This is a genomic window from Lysinibacter cavernae (genome assembly GCF_011758565.1).
Taxonomy (GTDB): Bacteria; Actinomycetota; Actinomycetes; order Actinomycetales; family Microbacteriaceae; genus Lysinibacter; species Lysinibacter cavernae.
In genome coordinates, this window is record NZ_JAAMOX010000001.1 from 164,131 (window position 1) to 181,507 (window position 17,377).

The 17,377-nt window shown below is 59.9% G+C and carries 19 protein-coding genes; 12 read left to right on the top strand and 7 right to left on the bottom strand.

What is annotated here, in order from left to right; all coding sequences use genetic code 11:
• Nucleotides 1–77 precede the first annotated feature (77 nt).
• From manD to FHX76_RS00725, 3 genes are all read left to right on the top strand, one after another.
• A complete protein-coding gene (gene manD / locus FHX76_RS00715; RefSeq protein WP_167146595.1) occupies nucleotides 78–1,307 on the top strand; it encodes a D-mannonate dehydratase ManD in 1,230 nt (409 codons plus the stop codon).
• A gap of 8 nt (nucleotides 1,308–1,315) precedes the next feature.
• Complete coding sequence (locus tag FHX76_RS00720) at nucleotides 1,316–2,326, top strand: zinc-dependent alcohol dehydrogenase (RefSeq protein WP_243848558.1); 1,011 nt, start codon at nucleotides 1,316–1,318, stop codon at nucleotides 2,324–2,326.
• A gap of 95 nt (nucleotides 2,327–2,421) precedes the next feature.
• Nucleotides 2,422–3,738 carry an amidohydrolase gene (locus FHX76_RS00725; RefSeq protein ID WP_167146598.1) on the top strand — a complete coding sequence of 439 codons (1,317 nt, stop codon included), beginning with the start codon at nucleotides 2,422–2,424 and terminating at the stop codon, nucleotides 3,736–3,738.
• A gap of 76 nt (nucleotides 3,739–3,814) precedes the next feature.
• On the opposite strand, the gene FHX76_RS00730 is transcribed toward FHX76_RS00725, so the two are convergent.
• From FHX76_RS00730 to FHX76_RS00745, 4 genes are all read right to left on the bottom strand, one after another.
• The gene (locus FHX76_RS00730) at nucleotides 3,815–4,459 is read right to left on the bottom strand and encodes a VOC family protein (RefSeq protein WP_167146601.1); all 645 of its coding nucleotides are present in this window, start codon (nucleotides 4,457–4,459) and stop codon (nucleotides 3,815–3,817) included.
• Nucleotides 4,460–4,542: 83 nt separating this feature from the next.
• Nucleotides 4,543–5,361, bottom strand: coding sequence for a FadR/GntR family transcriptional regulator (locus tag FHX76_RS00735; RefSeq protein WP_167146604.1), 819 nt, complete (start codon nucleotides 5,359–5,361; stop codon nucleotides 4,543–4,545).
• A gap of 14 nt (nucleotides 5,362–5,375) precedes the next feature.
• A complete protein-coding gene (locus FHX76_RS00740) occupies nucleotides 5,376–6,140 on the bottom strand; it encodes a GntR family transcriptional regulator (protein ID WP_341777819.1) in 765 nt (254 codons plus the stop codon).
• Between the two features lie 99 nt (nucleotides 6,141–6,239).
• Nucleotides 6,240–6,932: an exonuclease domain-containing protein gene (locus FHX76_RS00745; RefSeq protein WP_167146607.1), complete on the bottom strand. Its 693-nt coding sequence runs from the start codon at nucleotides 6,930–6,932 to the stop codon at nucleotides 6,240–6,242.
• Between the two features lie 60 nt (nucleotides 6,933–6,992).
• Here FHX76_RS00745 and FHX76_RS00750 point away from each other — a divergent pair, with 60 nt between their 5' ends.
• The 7 genes from FHX76_RS00750 to FHX76_RS00785 all read left to right on the top strand — a co-directional run bounded on the left by FHX76_RS00750 (nucleotide 6,993) and on the right by FHX76_RS00785 (nucleotide 14,920).
• A complete protein-coding gene (locus tag FHX76_RS00750) occupies nucleotides 6,993–7,871 on the top strand; it encodes an EamA family transporter (protein WP_167146609.1) in 879 nt (292 codons plus the stop codon).
• 11 nt (nucleotides 7,872–7,882) lie between these two features.
• Nucleotides 7,883–8,956: a redox-regulated ATPase YchF gene (ychF, locus tag FHX76_RS00755; RefSeq protein ID WP_167146612.1), complete on the top strand. Its 1,074-nt coding sequence runs from the start codon at nucleotides 7,883–7,885 to the stop codon at nucleotides 8,954–8,956.
• 935 nt (nucleotides 8,957–9,891) lie between these two features.
• Nucleotides 9,892–10,086, top strand: coding sequence for a type II toxin-antitoxin system RelE/ParE family toxin (locus FHX76_RS00760; RefSeq protein WP_243848559.1), 195 nt, complete (start codon nucleotides 9,892–9,894; stop codon nucleotides 10,084–10,086).
• Between the two features lie 796 nt (nucleotides 10,087–10,882).
• Nucleotides 10,883–11,401 (top strand): peptide-methionine (S)-S-oxide reductase, encoded by a 519-nt coding sequence (locus tag FHX76_RS00770; RefSeq protein ID WP_167146618.1) that lies wholly within the window; start codon nucleotides 10,883–10,885, stop codon nucleotides 11,399–11,401.
• A gap of 364 nt (nucleotides 11,402–11,765) precedes the next feature.
• Complete coding sequence (locus tag FHX76_RS00775) at nucleotides 11,766–13,826, top strand: ABC transporter ATP-binding protein (protein ID WP_167146622.1); 2,061 nt, start codon at nucleotides 11,766–11,768, stop codon at nucleotides 13,824–13,826.
• The gene (locus tag FHX76_RS00780; RefSeq protein WP_167146625.1) at nucleotides 13,823–14,356 is read left to right on the top strand and encodes an SRPBCC domain-containing protein; all 534 of its coding nucleotides are present in this window, start codon (nucleotides 13,823–13,825) and stop codon (nucleotides 14,354–14,356) included. The genes FHX76_RS00775 and FHX76_RS00780 overlap by 4 nt, the downstream gene beginning before the upstream one ends.
• Before the next feature lie 168 nt (nucleotides 14,357–14,524).
• Nucleotides 14,525–14,920, top strand: a complete 396-nt coding sequence (locus FHX76_RS00785) for a RidA family protein (RefSeq protein ID WP_167146627.1) — start codon at nucleotides 14,525–14,527, stop codon at nucleotides 14,918–14,920.
• A 79-nt stretch (nucleotides 14,921–14,999) separates the two neighbouring features.
• On the opposite strand, the gene FHX76_RS00790 is transcribed toward FHX76_RS00785, so the two are convergent.
• Nucleotides 15,000–15,308 (bottom strand): TFIIB-type zinc ribbon-containing protein, encoded by a 309-nt coding sequence (locus FHX76_RS00790; protein ID WP_167146630.1) that lies wholly within the window; start codon nucleotides 15,306–15,308, stop codon nucleotides 15,000–15,002.
• Between the two features lie 131 nt (nucleotides 15,309–15,439).
• On the opposite strand from FHX76_RS00790, the gene FHX76_RS00795 reads away from it, so the two are divergent.
• Nucleotides 15,440–15,583: a hypothetical protein gene (locus tag FHX76_RS00795; RefSeq protein ID WP_167146633.1), complete on the top strand. Its 144-nt coding sequence runs from the start codon at nucleotides 15,440–15,442 to the stop codon at nucleotides 15,581–15,583.
• A 71-nt stretch (nucleotides 15,584–15,654) separates the two neighbouring features.
• Here the strand turns inward: FHX76_RS00795 and FHX76_RS00800 are convergent, their stop codons facing one another.
• The gene (locus tag FHX76_RS00800) at nucleotides 15,655–16,074 is read right to left on the bottom strand and encodes a VOC family protein (protein ID WP_167146636.1); all 420 of its coding nucleotides are present in this window, start codon (nucleotides 16,072–16,074) and stop codon (nucleotides 15,655–15,657) included.
• A 129-nt stretch (nucleotides 16,075–16,203) separates the two neighbouring features.
• Complete coding sequence (locus FHX76_RS00805; RefSeq protein ID WP_208402394.1) at nucleotides 16,204–16,878, bottom strand: TetR family transcriptional regulator; 675 nt, start codon at nucleotides 16,876–16,878, stop codon at nucleotides 16,204–16,206.
• Nucleotides 16,879–16,977: 99 nt separating this feature from the next.
• On the opposite strand from FHX76_RS00805, the gene FHX76_RS00810 reads away from it, so the two are divergent.
• Nucleotides 16,978–17,337, top strand: a complete 360-nt coding sequence (locus FHX76_RS00810; protein ID WP_167146639.1) for a DUF952 domain-containing protein — start codon at nucleotides 16,978–16,980, stop codon at nucleotides 17,335–17,337.
• Nucleotides 17,338–17,377 lie beyond the last annotated feature (40 nt).

Sequence of the window (17,377 nt, forward strand, 5' to 3'; positions counted from 1 at the left end):
GCGAGTTTCTGCTGAAAATGACGCATTTTCCCGCAGAAAGTCGCAAATAGATGCAGGTGTAACTAGGAGAAGAACACATGAGAATCGAGAACGCCGAAGTTATCGTCACGAGTCCTGACCGGAACTTCGTGACCCTTCGCCTGACCACAAGCGACGGGCACGTTGGCATCGGGGATGCAACCCTGAACGGTCGAGAGATGGCCGTGGCTGCCTACCTGTCGGAGCACGTTGTGCCCCTCCTCATCAACCGCGATGCTCACCGCATTGAGGACACCTGGCAGTTCCTCTACCGCAGCGCATACTGGCGCCGCGGCCCCGTCACGATGGCGGCAATTGCTGCGGTTGACATGGCGCTCTGGGATATCAAGGGCAAGGCCGCTGGGATGCCCGTGTACCAGCTGCTTGGGGGCGCGAGCCGCAACGGCATCCGGGCATACGGCCATGCAAGCGGGCGCGACCTGCCCGAGCTGTTTGACTCGATTCGCAAGCACCAGGATCTTGGCTACCAGGCCATCCGCGTGCAGACTGCCGTTCCCGGCCTGAAATCCGTCTACGGCGTTGCCGCCCAGGCGCAGTCGAGCGGCAAACGCTACGACTACGAACCAGCCCAACGCGCCGCCTTGCCCGCAGAGGAAGACTGGGATACTCGCGCCTACCTCAAGCACCTGCCAACCGTCTTCGAGGCGGTTCGTTCGGAGTTTGGTGAGGACCTTCCGCTGCTGCACGACGGCCACCACCGCATGACCCCGATTCAGGCCGCAAAGCTTGGCAAAGCGCTTGAGCCGTATGACCTGTTTTGGCTCGAAGACTGCACGCCCGCAGAGAACCAGGAAGCGCTGCGTCTTGTGCGTCAGCACACCACAACCCCGCTGGCAATTGGTGAGGTTTTCAACACCGTGTGGGACTACCAGACGCTCATTACCGAACAGCTCATCGACTACGTTCGCTCGGCTGTGACGCACACCGGGGGAATCTCTCCGATGAAGAAGATCCTCGACTTTGCGGCGCAGTACCAAATCAAATCTGGCATCCACGGTCCAACCGATATTTCACCGGTTGGGATGGCAGCTGCCCTCCACCTTGATCTGTCGATCCACAATTTTGGTATCCAGGAGTACATGCAGCACGGCGACGCCACCAACTTGGTCTTTGAGCAGTCGTTTACATTTGTTGACGGCTACCTGCACCCGGGCGACAAGCCAGGGCTCGGCGTTGAACTCAACGTGGATGAGGCCGGCAAGTACCCATACCAAACCGCGTATCTGCCCTACAACCGCCTGCATGACGGCACCGTTCACGACTGGTAGGGGCCACCATGATTGCATCATCAACTATGCTCGCCGTGCTCAAAACGAGGGTCGGCGAAGACAGCGTCGAACTTGCCGAAGTTCCACTGCCAACGCCCGGTGCCGGCGAGGCGCTGCTCAGGGTCGTTGCGACCGGCATCTGCGGAACCGATGTGCACATCGCGCATGACGAGTACCCGTGCGAGCCCCCCGTTGTGATGGGTCACGAGATCCTTGGCGAAGTTGTCGCCGTTGGAACGGAATCCGACCGGCACTGGCTTGGAGCGAGAGTAGCCTGCGAAACCTATTACGCAACGTGCGAGCGTTGCGACTGGTGTCGTGACGGCCGTCGTAACCTGTGCCCAAATCGGCGCTCGCTCGGTTCGTTTGTCAACGGCGGGTTTGCGTCTCAGGTTGTTATGCCAGTGCTCAACTTGCACAGGGTCCCGGATTCGGCTGGTTTGCTTGGGGGAGTGCTCGCCGAGCCGCTCGCCTGTGTTACGCAGTGCTTGCTCAACCCCGCGGCGGTGCAGGCCGGTGATCGAGTGCTTGTGACCGGTCCAGGCGCCATGGGCCAGGTTGCGGCTCAGGTCGCACGGGCGCTTGGCGGTCAGGTGACGCTGGCCGGATTGCCAAAGGATGCCGAACGGCTTGCGGTGGCCGAGGGGCTCGGGATGCTCACCACAACGGAACGGCCAGACGACAGCGCCTTTGACGTGGTCATCGAGTGTTCCGGAAGCGCACCCGGCGCTGCCAACGCCCTCAGGGCGGCCCGCCGCGGCGGTCGGTACGTGCAGGTCGGCATCTTCGGCAACGAGGTCACGCTGCCATTCGATCTTGTGCTCTACAAAGAGCTCACGGTGAGCAGCGGGTTTGCCTCGACGGCGGAATCCTGGCGCGCGGCGATGGCCTTGCTTCAGCAGGGGCTCGTGAATCTTGAGCCGCTGGTCACCGCGCAGATTCCTCTTGCGGAGTTCTCGGAGGCCTTTGCCATGGCGATGCGCGGCGACGGGCTCAAGACGGTGGTTGTTCCCGGCTGAGCGCCGATATTTCGCCGTGTTACCGCGCCCCTGTTGGCCCGCTCTTCGCGTTGGTACGTTACAACAAACCACCAACACGAGAGCAGGCCAACACTATGACGCGCACCCCAACCGACCCGTTTGACGTCTACACCGAGTACGGGCGTACCCAGGGGAACACTCGGGTCGTTGGCACGGCTGAATCTGCTTTTCGCGGCGCGGATGCGAGCATCCATTCCAGGATTGCGCAGAAGATTGGCGACCTTCGTCCGCGCCTGCACGAGCTGGTCGTGGACCTGTATGAGCACCCAGAAATAGCCTTTGCCGAACACCGTTCGGTCGAGCAGATTGCGGCCCTGCTGAAGGAACAGGGTGTTGAAGTGACCGTCGGCACATTTGGCCTTGACACCTCGTTTGTTGCAACGGCCGGTTCTGGCTCACCCCATTTTGCCGTCATCGCTGAGTATGACTCGCTTCCTGGGGTTGGACACGCCTGCGGCCACAACATCATCTCTGGCATCGGCGTTGGAGCCTTCCTCGCCCTCCGCGAGGTTGTTGGCGAGATTGGCGGAACTGTCTCGCTCATCGGCACGCCCGCCGAAGAAGCCGGCGGCGGCAAAGAACTCATCATTCGTGCCGGCGGATTCGATGACGTGGATGCCGCCGGCATGGTGCACCCGAGCGCGGGCTCGTCGCCGTCCCCGATTTACGATCAGCCTTCGAGCGGCGTTCGTCGTGTTGCGGTCACGTACCACGGCAGGGCTTCCCACGCGGCCGGCAGCCCGTACCTTGGGCTTAACGCGCTCGATGCGGTTGTTACGGCTTATCAGAGCATTGCGCAGCTGCGCCAGCACATCCTGCCGATCGATCGGCTGCACGGGGTCATTACCGACGGCGGAAGCGTGCCAAACGTTGTGCCAGAGGTTGCGTCTGCGCTGTTCTTTGTTCGTTCCACAGAGATTGACACCCTGAAGGTGTTGACCGAGCGCGTTGTTGACGTGCTTGAGGCAGCCGCGCTCGCAACGGGGACGCGCGCCGAGATCACGGTTGACCCTGAGCCGCCGTACCTTCCCTATGTTGGCAACGTGGAACTTCTCAAGCGCTGGGCCGGGCACCTGACTGAGCGTGGCCGCGAGGTGCCGCTCGTCCCCGCATCCGTTCGCCAGGGTGGACCGTCGACGGATATGGGCAACGTGAGCCAGTACATCCCGGCAATTCAGCCTGCGCTTGGGCTTGGCGCTGCGGCGGGCATCTCCCCGCACAACGCGGCATTTGCCGATATTACGGTTCTCGACCCGGCAATCGACGCCCTTGTGGATGCGGCAACCGCGCTCGCAGGGGCGGCGGCCGACTACCTGTCGGACCCGTCCCTGCGCGAAGCAGTTCACGCGGAGTTTGAGGCCCGCGGCGGCCGAGTCCGCTGGGAGGACTAACCAGTAGCCCTCATCGATTCAGCAAAAACCGCTCCAAACCGTTGGGTTTGGAGCGGTTTTTGTCTACCTGATGATGCTAGGAAAGGGTTATGCGGCCCTTTGGGGTGTCGATCACGAGCTCGAGCGACGGCTCGTCGGCCTGCTCCACAACGATGTCAACGCCAAGCTGTTCGAGCGTTGCGCGAGTCTTTTCTGGGTTGGGCGTGCGGGCGATGAGGCTCACCAGCTCAACCGTTGGTTTGGTGGTTGCACTCGGGTGCGGGGTGGTTCCCCAGTCGATGCTGAAGGGGATGGGCGAGACGGCTCCGTTGTGGTTGCCGGAGATAATGCGCCAGCTGAGCAGATCGCCTTCTGGTGTTTCGCGCGCGAGATCACCGATCTGATTTGGCTCAACGCCGGCATCCTTGAGCGCGACGGAGAAATCGTCGAGGCTTTCAGGACGCACGCTGTAGCCGGCCAGTCCCGGTTCGGTGCGCGTGTTGATGCCAAACACGTTGTTATCAAGTTTTTCGGTGCGCGCTGGGTTCGGCCCGATGATTTCGAGGTAGTGGATGCTTGGCTCACCGTTGACGGTGAACGTAACAAGACTGTTTGAGGTGCCGGTCACGTGGTCGCCACCGCGCTGCGGCGTGACCCCCGTGAGTTCTTCGAAATAGGAGACGGCATCTGGGAGCGAATTGGAGGCGAGGACCACGTGGTCGAGGATGTTTGGAAACGTCATGGCATAATCCTGAGGCCGACGGCATCCGGTCACAAGAGATGTTGCTGAATGCGTCAGTTTGAGTCGAAACGCGTCGAAACGCTTCACTCGATGGTGTTCGACCCCCGGTTGGGTGAGAGATCAACGAGCCCCTCCCACATGGTGCTCATCTCGCTCAGCGCACGGCGCATGATGTGCAACATCGCCTCGCCAGCGGCCTCTGAGTTGCCCGTTTGGATGGCATTTGCCACGTCAGTGTGCCACTGGAGGGCCTGCTTATGCGGGTATTGCGGCATGAGCCCCGCATCCGTTCGCCCGGCAAGGACCTCGTCGATGAGGGTGTGCAGCTTTGAGAACATTTCGTTGCCGGAGCTGCGAAGAATGAGCTGGTGAAACATGATGTCGAGGCGCAAGAACTCTTCGCCGTCTCCGGCCGAGCCTGCCGCCCAGAGTTTGCCAGCAAGACCGATCAGCTCGCTCGCATCAGCGAGTGGCGCGCGCTGTGCGGCGAGACGGGCGGCTTCAGGCTCGATAGCGCTTCTGAGCTCGGTGAGCGAACGCAACTGCGAGATCTGATGCGAGGACGCCAAACGCCAGCGAATGATCTGCGGGTCGTACAGGTTCCACTCTTTGAGCGGGAGGATCTGGATGCCAACCCTGCGACGCGACGTGACAAGACCCATCGAGGTGAGCACACGAAGCGCCTCGCGGATGACGGTTCTGGAGACCTGCAGCCGCTCCTCAAGAATCTCGATGGTGACGATGCTGCCGGCAGCCATGGTGCCCTCGCAGATGGCGAGCCCAAGACTATCGAGTACCTGGCTGTGCAGGTTTGCGCTGAGGCGGGCGCTTCCGTTTGTGGCTTGTGTTGCTTCGATGTGCTTGAGGGGGGCCGCTTCGTTGCGATCGAGTGCACTGGTCATGGGAGGACGCTTTCTTACCGGTTCACTAAGGTGGTTTCAAATGAATAGTAATCGGTGCGGTAGCAGTGTGTGCCGTATTCGACGGCGGCTCCGGCACTGTCGTATGCCGTCCGCTGCATGGTGAGCACCGGGCTGCCAACGTCAACGCTCAGCAGCTCAGTCTCTTCCGGCGTGGCCAAGCGGGCACCTATGCGTTGTTTTGCAACTCGCATGGTCACGCCTTTTGCCTGGAGCTGCGCGTAGAGGCCGCTTGTGGTGAGTGCCTCGCGGTTGAGATCAATGGCGGTGATTGGCAGGTAGTTCTCGAGGATCGCGACGGGTACCTCGCTTGCGAGTCGCACCCGCCGGATGTGGTGCACAAGGCTTCCTTGACGCACTCCCAGATGCTCGGCGAACGCCGAGGGCGCCTCGACTCGCTCGAAGGTCAGCACACGGGTTGACGGGTTTTGGTGGCTTGTACGCAGATCGTCAAACAAGCTCGTGAATTCGACCTGTCGCGTGACTGGCCCCTGAACGACCTGCGTTCCAACGCCTCGCCGGCGAACGAGCAGACCCTTATCCACGAGTTCTTGGATGGCCCTCCGGATCGTCGGACGGCTGATGCCAAGCCGCTCACCTAGGGAGACCTCATTTTCGAGCTTGGCTCCGGCCGCGAGGTGACCAGACCGGATGGCGGATTCGAGGCGTTTCGAGACCTGAAAATATAACGGAACCGGGCTTGCCCGATCGAGGTCATCGAAGAGCGTGTCGATCGAGGTCGTTTCGGTTGCAGATTCCACGCCCACCCCTTTGTCTGTTGTGGCTCCCGCCAACTGTTTGTACTTACAAAGATTATCGCGGTTTGGGGCAATACGTGGGATGTGAGTGGCGAGGTTGCGCTATGAGAATCGGACGGACGACGTGCGCCCCTTGCGAAGGGTTGAGGGCTGGGATGCCGACGGACCGCTTGGCGGAGTACCTTTGGCACGTTTTGCTTCGGCCTTTGCCTGTTCAGCTGCCTTTGACGAGACGAGCGTCTTAATCGTGACCCCGGTCTTCTGAGAAAGCGTCGCGAGGTCGTCGCTTGTGTGCACCTTGCCAGCATCGATGATGATGGCCGCGCAGGCTTCCGCATCGGCAAGCGCCTCGTGGTGTTGAAAATCGGTGAACCCCGCTGCCTCTGCCGCTGAGGGGAGTCGGTATGACGGGAGCGTATAGGTCTTGCGCGCGACCTGCACGCTGCAGAGATAGTTGAGGTTTGGCACCTCGATCTCGGTCGCTTCACACGCGGCCCGGATGACGCCCATATCGAACCCGGCGTTGTGGGCAACCATGATGTCGCCCTCCGCGAACTCCATGAGATCTTCGAACTGAGCTGCCCAGCCTTTTGCATCTTTGACGTCGTTGGGAACGAGTCCGTGGATGCGCGTGTTCCACTCGAGGAACGCGTCGTAGCCAGCAGGTGGTTTGATCAGCCAGGACACACGATCGACCGCAACGGAATTGCGTACCTTGACGAGGCCGACGGAGCAAGCAGAGGCTCCGTGGCTGTTGGCGGTTTCAAAATCGATAGCTGTAAAGTCAACGGGCACACTCCATCGTCGCACACGATACCGACAGTCGGGTGAGAACATTGCGGGTAGGGTTGGGCCGTGGCAAACAGCAAAAACATCCTCTTCTTGGTGCTTGCCAACCTGTTCTGGGCTGGCAACTTCATCTTTGGCCACATGGTGGTCGCCGAAATTTCACCCCTCCAACTCACCTGGGCGCGATGGTTGATCGCGCTCGTGGCACTCATTCCGCTGGCCCTCATCGTGGATAAGGGCGCATGGAAATCCGCCCTCAAGGAGTGGGCGCTGCACCTGCTGCTCGCGCTGCTCGGGGTTATTGGCTTCAACCTGCTGAGCTACGTGGCGTTGCAGCACACCACCGCGGTTGATGTCGCGCTCGTGGGCGCGATCAACCCTGCCTCGATTGCGATCGTTGCTGCGATCATCATGCGCGAGCGGCTTCGTGGGATCAGCATCCTTGGGTTTATCGTGTCGCTCGGGGGAGTTGCGCTGGTGCTCACCAACGGGCGCCTCAGCGAAATCTTCACGATGGACTACAACGTTGGGCAGCTCTTCATGCTTGGCGCCGTCGCAGCGTGGACCCTTTTCTCTGTGCTCGGACGCAAGCTCACCTCGCCGCCCGTTACCTCCACCATGATCCAGGCGATCATGGCTGTTGCGCTGCTCACCCCGTTTGTGCTCGCTACCGACACCGACTTCACGATGTCGGGTGGCGCGTGGACTGGCCTCCTCTACATCGCGTTCTTCCCGTCGGTGCTGTCCTTTATGTTCTGGAACATCGCCGTGCGGCGCATCGGGGCCGCACGCTCCGGCATCTTCTTGAACCTGCTGCCGGTCTTCACCGTGCTGCTCTCTCTGGCGCTTGGAGGCCCGCTCAGCCTCATTCAGCTCATTGGTGGGGTCGTTGTTATCGCTGGCGTCACCATTACTGTGCGCCCACCAAAGCAAGCAATCAACTAGGCTGTACTCTCGTGGCTCTTACAATCGGAATCGTCGGACTGCCCAACGTTGGCAAGTCCACCCTCTTCAACGCACTCACCCGCAACGATGTTCTTGCGGCGAACTACCCGTTCGCAACAATCGAACCAAACGTTGGCGTGGTGAGCCTCCCCGACAAGCGACTCAACGTGCTTGCCGAGATCTTCGGCAGCGAACGCATCCTGCCAGCCCCGGTGTCCTTCGTTGACATCGCAGGCATCGTCAAGGGAGCGAGCGAGGGCGAAGGGCTTGGCAACAAGTTCCTCGCAAACATCCGCGAGGCAGACGCCATCGCGCAGGTTGTTCGTGGCTTCAGCGATCCCGACGTGGTGCACGTTGACGGCAGCGTTAACCCTGCAAGCGACATGGAGACCATCAACACCGAGCTCATTCTCGCCGACCTGCAGACCCTCGAAAAGGCGATTCCTCGCTACGAAAAAGAGGTCAAGGGTAAGAAGCTTGACGCTTCGGTGCTGACCGCAGCGAAGGAAGCCCAGGATGTGCTCAACTCTGGCACCCCGCTGTCGGCTTCCAACGTGGATGTTGAGCCCATCCGCGAACTCGGACTGCTCACCACCAAGCCGTTTATGTACGTCTTCAACGTTGACGAAGACGTGCTCGGCGACGAGGCAAAGCTTGCCGAACTGGCCGCACTCGTAGCACCGGCAAAGGCAATCTTCCTTGACGCCAAGCTTGAGAGCGAACTTATCGAACTCGACGACGAGGATGCGGCAGAACTGCTCGCCTCGACCGGCCAGACCGAGAGCGGTCTCGACCAGCTCGCGCGCATCGGCTTCGACACACTCGGCCTCCAGACCTACCTCACGGCAGGACCAAAAGAGGCCCGCGCCTGGACCATCCCTCAGGGCGCGAAGGCCCCGCAGGCGGCCGGCGTCATCCACACCGACTTCGAAAAAGGCTTCATCAAGGCAGAGGTCATCTCGTTTGACGACCTCGTTGCCACCGGCTCGGTAGCCGAGGCCCGCTCCCAGGGCAAGGCCCGCATGGAGGGCAAGGACTACACGATGGTCGATGGGGATGTTGTGGAGTTTAGGTTTAACGTTTAGCGCAGTGGAGTCGGAAGTCCATCGTGTCGCTCATGTGTCGCAGCAAGACGGAGTGTGACTCTTTCTGGGAATGCGCAGGAAGCGGAGAATTGGGAAACCGTGTCGTATAGTCAAAGGCAGGCCGACTTCAACGAGTCAACGTACGCAATGTACCTGACCGTTGAAATTCAGCGCTGGCTCCATGCTCAAGGCGATCTTGATGGTATCGCGTTATTACCGAGCCTTCGGCAGGAAGCCGATCTCGGGTACGACATTGCCATACCCAGGCGATGGGCGATGCTATACCTTCAGTTCAAGATGCCGCGATATCTGCGACGTTCGAACGCAAACGAGTACGCGGTGTTCGGCAAGCCGTACTTCAGGTTTGCTGTGAAGACCGATGTCACCTTGAACGGCCTCGTGCAACATAACGCGCTTTATGATCTTGAAGTGACCGGGGCGGATGTCTTTTACGCGAGTCCTTGCTTCTTGACTAGTGATGAGCTTGCTCAGCATGTGTCAAACGATGGACTATACCCGAACAGCGTTTTCCCTCGTCCGAGCCAACTAGGGAGAGTGCTTCCTGACTCGCAACATTGTTATGCATACACAAGCACTGGCGACATCCGCGCATTCTCAGAACCGGGCCCGCCAATGGAAGCGAGCTTCGAGTCGGTTCAGAGAACTATGTCAGCCAGCGTCGAAGTGGCCGAGACTAGGACTCTAGAGGACTTCGTAGAGCGGGCCCTATTGAATTTCCCGGAAGGTGAGAGTAGGCCCACGTACCGCAGATACACGGAGAGTCGCCTGGCCAAGCTGCAAGATCTGGGCATACGCGCGAGTAAGATCGGACTACTGCCATTTCTAATCGCAGGTCGATGAGCTCTCACAGAGCGTTTGTGTCTGCAAGGGATAGGGCTGCTTCGGCATGAATGGTCTCGTTCCGAGGTTTGTTGATGGACACCGCTGACGCGGACGTAACTCGGTTGAGCTTTCGTACATGTAGCTGCGTTTTGCCCAGTGATCGTTTGAATGCACTTAACGGTGACCGAACGGAGCCCCACAGCATCCGGATCAACGACCAGTGGAGGATCTGCTTCCGTTGGGAGGATACTGCTGCTGGAGACGTCTCGATCGTTGACTACCGCTGAGGAAGGTTCATATCTGCGAGGCTTTACCCGCCATCCCCCGAGGTGAGGTTCTAATGGAGTAAATCATTGGGGGAATCGGAATCACGAAGAACAAGATTGCCGCGTCGAACGGTTTGCCGCCGCGATGTGTCAACTAAATCGTGAATGGGGCGAGCGGGATAACGTTGGATGCCGCGTTACGACTTGCGAAGTACTGCGGCACTTCTGTGGAGTTTTGGAATAACCTGCGGAGCCACTATGAGTTCGACCATGAGGAGAACGTCGTGGGCGATCAGATCGTTGCTATCAAGCCTTGGCGGTTGTATGAGTAAATTGCGCGCGGAGAACGCGTAAGGCCCGCTTTTTATGGTGAGAACACACGAGGGGGCTTGTGAAGGTCTCAGGTGTCGATGGAATATAGGAATTTCAGGGGAAGAACGGGCCGGATACCTAGCGGATGTTGACCTTGTTGCGTTAGCCATCGAGCTGGGTGGTGCGGCTGAGGCGAAGTCTTTCTAGGAATGAACATCGAGTCCTTGAATGCGTCGACGGCCTTCAGCATGCCTGCATCTTGCATGAAAAGTTGCTCAGTGCCGGAACTCGGTGAAGTTCCGCTTCGACGTGTAGTTTTTCGGAGCCTTAGGCTCTGCCCTGTGGGTCTCAGATACGGTCCCTTTTGCGTCGGTAACCGGGGTCGTATTTGCATTTGCACGGATCGAGGAGTCCCAGCACCCTGCCCATGACTCGGGGTGCTTATTCTCGTCGGGTTCCGTTCCCCTCGGAACGACCGACTCTCGGGTGGCGGTAGGCTCAGTAAATGGTTGCCGAGCGCGTAGTTGAGGAGCTTTACCTTGCAGGCGGCTGCCTCTGGGGTGTGCAGGCTTTTATCGCGACAGTACCCGGAGTGACGAGCACCGAGGCCGGAAGGGCCAACGGAACCAGCCAGCGTATCGACAGCGCCTACGACGGGTACGCGGAATGCGTGCGAACACGGTTCGATCCGACGGTTGTGAGCGTCGAGCAGCTGATGGCATACCTCTTTGAAATTATCGATCCCTATAGCGTCAACAGACAGGGACCCGACTCCGGTCCGAAATATCGCACTGGCGTGTACTCCGACGACCTGGCGCACCTTGACGAAGCTCGTGCGTTCATCGCGGCGAGAGACGACGCTCACCGAATCGCCGTTGAGGTGCTGCCACTGGCTAACTATGTGCGAAGCGCCGAGGAACACCAGGATCGGCTTGCACGATTCCCTGAAGATTCTTGTCACCTGTCCGCGGACCTGCTGACGAAGTACCAGCGCAAAGGTGATCTCGCGGGTCAAGAGTGGTGATCAGTAAGACGTTCTTCTGCGCCGGAATGTGGCGGAATTTCGATTTTAATTCAGGTCGCGTTTGGCCCTAACCGTTAGCGAGAATGCTGTGGGCGGTGCTTCGGTGTACGATTCAGCCCGCGTTTACGAGATATGGGTTATGGTCACTCTTTCGTTCGCTGAGCAATCTGCAAAAATGCAGTCAATGCGACCAAAGACCGCTCGCCGTGAGAATGACCCCGTCCACAGCCAGGGTCATTTTTCTGTCAATTGAGTGACCAGCTGGTGCCTCTCAGCGCAGGATCGTTCAACGACGATGCCTGTCGCTCGGGCTAGGGCTGCCAAATGAACTGCCCGTGTCAGTGCCCTGTCGTAGGCTAACCCCATGAGTATTCACGGAGCAGGCGGCAGCGCTCGCGGTGGTGGTTTCCGCGGCGTTGATGTGGCCGCGCAGAAGAAGCTGAACGCCGAGGCGCCAAAGATCGCCGGGCTCGGCAGTCGCGTTGTTGCGCTGTTCCGTCCTTACTCTTGGCGCATCCTGATTACGGGCCTGCTGGTTATTGTGGGCGCGGGTATCGCGGTCATTCCGCCCCTGCTCGTGCAGCGTATTTTTGATGACGGGTTGTTCCCGCTTGATGGCTCGGGCCCGCAGATTCCGCTGCTCATTCGTTTGGTGCTTGCGATGGTTGGGCTGTTTCTGCTGTCCGCCCTGCTCGGAGTTGCCCAAACGTGGTTCACCTCCACAGTTGGCAACAGCGTTACTGGCGACCTGCGCGTCCGCCTGTTCGAGCATCTCCAATCGATGGAACTTGGCTTCTTCACTCGCACCAAGACCGGGGTCATCCAGTCGCGTCTGCAGAACGATGTCGGCGGGGTATCGGGGGTGCTGACCAACACCGTCACCAGCATTCTTGGCAACGTCGTCACCGTGATTGCGTCGCTCGTTGCAATGATCCTCATTGATTGGCGGCTCACGCTCATCGCCGTCGTTCTCATGCCGTTCCTTGTCCTCGTGCAACGCCGCGTTGGCCAGGTCAGAGCAAAGATTGCCGGGGAGACACAGGAATCACTATCCGAGCTGACATCGATCACCCAAGAGACGCTCAGCGTTTCCGGCATGCTGCTGTCAAAGGCGTTCAACCGGCAACGAGCCGAATCAGAACGATATCAAGCAGAGAACCGCAACCAGGTGCAGCTTCAGGTTCGTCGGGCCATGAGCGGCCAGGGCTTCTTTGCGGTGGTTCAGGTGCTCATGGCGTGCGTTCCCGCCGTTATCTACCTGGTTTCTGGCTACCTTATCGCTGGGGGACTCGGCGCGATCACCGCCGGCACGGTTGTCGCCTTCACCACGGTGCAGGCCAGGCTGCTGCAGCCGCTTATGGGGCTCATGAGGGTCTCGCTCGATCTGCAAACGTCACAGGCTCTTTTTGCCCGCATCTTTGAATACCTCGATCTGCAACCCGCGATCACGGATGCTCCAGACGCGATCAGCGTCAATGCTGCTCCAGGGCCGCGCGGGGGTCTTGCCTTCGACAACGTGGTGTTCCGTTATCCGGATGCCTCGTCGGAGGCACGCCCAACGCTCAACGGTGTTTCCTTTGTTGCGGAGCCAGGGCAGCACGTTGCGTTTGTTGGTCCCTCCGGCGCAGGCAAAACGACTATCCTCTACCTCGCGCCTCGGCTGTATGAAGCTTCCGCTGGGTCCGTGCTGTTCAGCGGTGCCGACGTTCGAACCCTCACGCAAGAATCCATCATCGATAATGTTGGCATCGTGTCGCAGGAGACCTATCTGTTTCACGCGACCATCAAAGAAAACCTGCTGTACGCCAAGCCAGACGCGAGCGATGCCGAACTCACCGCTGCCTGCACCGCGGCAAACATCCACCACATCATCGCGGGCTTCGAAGACGGCTATGACACCATCGTCGGAGAGCGAGGGTACCGGCTCTCTGGCGGCGAAAAGCAACGTATCGCCATCGCGCGCGTGCTGCTCAAAGACCCGCCAATCCTCCTGCTCGACGAGGCGACCTCTGCCTTAGACACCGTGTCGGAGCGTGTGGTACAAGAAGCGCTCGACGAGGCCTCACGGGGGCGCACAACCATCTCCATCGCGCACCGCCTCTCCACCGTCATGGACGCCGACATCATTCATGTGCTCGAAGCTGGCGAAATTGTCGAATCTGGCACGCACTCCGAGCTGATCATGCGGGGCGGCCTGTACGCAGAGCTCGCAGCCCAGCAGGTTGCCGCCACAAAAGTCCTTGAAACCGAAAGCAGCCTTGCCGAGGCCATCACCGGCGGTGAGCCGGCCGCGCTTGAGGGCAGGCGAGCCGACCGCGCCCCAGCAGACTCAGCGGGGGCCGACGCCGTTGCCGCGCTGACCGCCTCCGTGCCCCTGCTCGCCACGCCGCGGGCCGACGAACGTGTCTATCCAAACGAAGGATGAGCCCAAAGCTCGTTGGCGAAAAAGAAATCCTGATCGAAAGGACCATCGTGAACCCCGACCTAGACCTTGATCCAGACCGTGACCTCGCGATTGAGCGAGTCATCCGCGCCCCCAAAGCAGCCGTCTGGAACGCCTGGACGTCGCCTAACCCCTTCGCCCAGTGGTGGATCCCGCAGCCCTACGTCTGTCGTGTTGAGTCGTTCAGGCCGAGCGCCGGCGGTGGGTTCGTGACAACAATGAGCGAGGATGGCGTCACGTTTGTCCCGCACATGGATGCCGCGTTCCTCGTCGTCGACGCCGAGCACCGCATCGTCTTCACCAACGCGGTCGACAGTACGCTGCGGCCCGCCCAACCTCAGCCCGTTGCCGTCACAGGAGAAGTTACGCTCGCCGATCATCCAGACGGCACCCTGTATCGCATCGTGGCACGCCACGCAGATGCTGCGGCAAAAGCGCAGCACGACGAACTCGGGCTGCCCGCAGGCTGGACCTTCGTAACCGAGCAGCTGGCGGCGCTCGTCGAAGCCTAACGACGGATTGGCTAAGGCTATGGAGGTGTGCCTCGTCATTTTCACCGCTGTGACCCTGCTTGGGCTGGTCGCCACAGCCTGAACCTGGACAGCCATCCCTCTACGTTTCGATAGCGACGGCTCCGGTATGGGGTTCTCTCTCGTCGCGAGCAGGTCTACTATGGCCGCATGAATACCATCACGCATGTGAATCCAAACGAGTTGCACTCAAATCCCGTGTTCTCGCAGGGCACGATCACCGAGACTGGACGCACGCTTTATGTTGGCGGACAGAATGGCACTGATTCCACCGGAAGCATCATTGCCGGTGGAGCGGGGGAGCAGACCGCTCAGGCCCTCCGTAACGTACTCGCGGTGCTCGCAGATGCAGGCGCATCCCAGCAAGACGTTGCCAAACTGACCGTCTACCTTGCGGTCGATGCTGACTTCAACGCGGCCTTCGGCGCGGTCGCACAGGTCTGGGGCCCGTATCCAACCGCCGTGACCGTGCTGCGAATCAACCCCGCGAAAGAGGGCGCACTCATCGAAATCGAGGCGGTCGCGGCCCTTCCCACGAAGGGATAGCCCCAAACAGAATGGTCACACATCCACCGAAACCGAATCGGTTGGGTGGATGTGTGACCATTCTGCTACCGGTGAGGCCTTACTCGAAGAGTTCGCTCAGCCAGTTCTCGCGCTTCTTCTTGCGGTAGCCGCCCTGCTGATCGTTACGACGGTCGTCATAGCGGGGCTGCTGCGCCTGGTATTGCTGGTAGCCGGCCTGCGGTGCCGCAACGGGTGCGGCCGGGGCTGCCGGAGCGGCAGGCGCTGCCTGGATGCTGCTGGCCCGGTCGATGATCTTGTCGAGTTCTCCCCGGTCCAACCACACGCCGCGGCACTGCGGGCAGTAGTCAATTTCGATTCCATTACGTTCGCTCATCACGAGTGTGCTCTTGTCAATTGGGCATTCCATGGCTCAACAATAAAGTTGATGTCTATGAACAAGCTGTGATTGCTGGGTTCATGTTGCCCCGACAACGGGAGTGCCACACGGGTGATGTTCGCGGAACTTACGGGATGATCGAGCCGCCAACAATGTTGCCGTTGGAACGACTGCAAGTTGCCGGCAATATCGTTGGCAAGCCAGGCCGACCTGCCCGCAACTCCGTTGCCGGACCAAGGTCGAGCCGCCCGCATATTCGTTGGCAGATCAAGACCGAACTGCCCACAACGTCGTTGGCAAACTAAGGCCGAACTGCCGGCAATATCGTTGGCAGACCAAGGCCAAGCTGCCAGCGCTATTGTGGCTGGCAGGATGCCTAGCTGCCCGGAACTCCCGCGATGTTGACCATCCAGCTGACGCCAAATTTGTCGACGCACATTCCGAAGCTGTCGCCCCACGGCGCCTTGTTGAGCGGCATGGTGATGGTGCCGTCGGCCGTGAGCTTCTGCCAGTAGCCGGTGAGTTCGGCCTCGTCTTCTCCGCTGATTGACATGGAGTAGTTGGTGCCTTGTGTGAGCTCCATTGAGTTTGGCGTGTCGGCGCACATGATGACCTGATCGGTGCTCGTGGTGAGCATTGAGTGCATTACTTTGTCGTTTTCGGCGGGGTCTTCGCTTGCCTGGAACTCGCCAAACGTGCTGAGGGTGTATTCGCCGCCAAAAACGGTCTGATAGAACGCAACGGCCTGCCTCGCTGAATCTCGAAAGCTGAGGTAAGTGTTAATGCGGGTGCTCATGATGCCCTCCTTGAGGCGAAGTGATGAAAATGAGGTGTTGCGCTGCAGCGTTGTGCTTCGTGGCAGCGGCCACATTGATGTGGATAGTTTGATTATTGACCTAGCTACCGACAATCAACAGGGTCTGTCTCAAATTGCCTCGTTCAGCCTGAGTGCCGTGAGCGCTGAATTGGCGATGGTTCGGGATTCGGACTGTGTTGGTGCGGCCCTGAGCCCCAGCATCCGCTGTCGGTGCGATTCGCCTAAGAGCAGGGAATACAGGCTCTCGGCGATTTTGGGATCTTGGTCGGTGGGCTTGCCAGATTGCATTGGTTTGGGAGGCTTGGGCGATGCATGAGCGCTCTTGCCTGTGCTCGTCGCTGGCTCGTGAACAACACCTGCAACGATGGCCGAGAGATACGCGATTGATCGTTCCGGCCCTGTTGCGTAGAACGATTCTGCGAGTTCGGGAAACCGTACGGCCTCCGCGAGGACAAGTCGGTGGAGGCCAACCGCGTCGTCCGAGTGCAGTGCGTAGACCACTGCCGTTGCGGCGCGTTCGAGAGAAGTGTGGTCCGTTGAATGGGAGGCAACGTAGTTATGCTGGCGCTCGACGGCTGCCATAAAGAGCCCCGTCTTGTCTGTGAAATACACATAGAGCGTACGCTTCGTGACCCCGGCCGTGCGTGCAACGGCCTCAATGCTCGTCCCAGCAAAGCCGTTTATTCGGAAGAGTTTCACGGCGGCATCGAGCATCCTGTCGCGGAGCCCGCCTTGCTCGGCGGCGCGGGGTCGGCCGCGTCGTGGCGCGGGGGAGTCGGTCACGGCCTGCCTCGTTCCTTGGCTCAATGGATGCTGTTGCTGGCACTATCGGCGCCAGCTCGGTTAATGATACGATAGCGTGTCATTAACGAAAGGTCGAACATGTCAGATCGTCGCCTCCTGCACGTTGCCATCGCGGATGACTGGGAGGCCTGCGCCAGGTTCTCCGAATACGACGTGGCAACGAAGGGCGTGCCGTTTGACGAGACCGGGTACATCGAGGCGTGCACCCTTGAACAGTTGCCAGCGGTTCTTGGGAGTAAATACCTCAATGTGCGCGAGCCGCTCCTGCTTGTTGTGATTGACGAGCAGGCCCTCGCCGATGAGCGCATCGACGTGACGTTTGACCCTGCGCCCCGCATTCACGGGGTGTTGCCGATGGAATCGCCAATTATTGTGGCGACCCTCCCGCTTGAGGCCGACGGTCCCATCCCCGACCTCGCGGCGTTCAACCCCCGCTAGCGGTTCGTTTGCGAACACGCACGGCTCAGCACCTTGCCTG

Bases quoted from the DNA above. Each gene is read 5' to 3' on its own strand.
- manD (WP_167146595.1), top strand. From the start codon at position 78: ATGAGAATCGAGAACGCCGAAGTTATCGTCACGAGTCCTGACCGGAAC.
- FHX76_RS00720 (WP_243848558.1), top strand. From the start codon at position 1,316: ATGATTGCATCATCAACTATGCTCGCCGTGCTCAAAACGAGGGTCGGC.
- FHX76_RS00725 (WP_167146598.1), top strand. From the start codon at position 2,422: ATGACGCGCACCCCAACCGACCCGTTTGACGTCTACACCGAGTACGGG.
- FHX76_RS00730 (WP_167146601.1), bottom strand. From the start codon at position 4,459: ATGACGTTTCCAAACATCCTCGACCACGTGGTCCTCGCCTCCAATTCG.
- FHX76_RS00735 (WP_167146604.1), bottom strand. From the start codon at position 5,361: ATGACCAGTGCACTCGATCGCAACGAAGCGGCCCCCCTCAAGCACATC.
- FHX76_RS00760 (WP_243848559.1), top strand. From the start codon at position 9,892: ATGGACACCGCTGACGCGGACGTAACTCGGTTGAGCTTTCGTACATGT.
- FHX76_RS00770 (WP_167146618.1), top strand. From the start codon at position 10,883: ATGGTTGCCGAGCGCGTAGTTGAGGAGCTTTACCTTGCAGGCGGCTGC.
- FHX76_RS00775 (WP_167146622.1), top strand. From the start codon at position 11,766: ATGAGTATTCACGGAGCAGGCGGCAGCGCTCGCGGTGGTGGTTTCCGC.
- FHX76_RS00780 (WP_167146625.1), top strand. From the start codon at position 13,823: ATGAGCCCAAAGCTCGTTGGCGAAAAAGAAATCCTGATCGAAAGGACC.
- FHX76_RS00785 (WP_167146627.1), top strand. From the start codon at position 14,525: ATGAATACCATCACGCATGTGAATCCAAACGAGTTGCACTCAAATCCC.
- FHX76_RS00790 (WP_167146630.1), bottom strand. From the start codon at position 15,308: ATGGAATGCCCAATTGACAAGAGCACACTCGTGATGAGCGAACGTAAT.
- FHX76_RS00800 (WP_167146636.1), bottom strand. From the start codon at position 16,074: ATGAGCACCCGCATTAACACTTACCTCAGCTTTCGAGATTCAGCGAGG.
- FHX76_RS00810 (WP_167146639.1), top strand. From the start codon at position 16,978: ATGTCAGATCGTCGCCTCCTGCACGTTGCCATCGCGGATGACTGGGAG.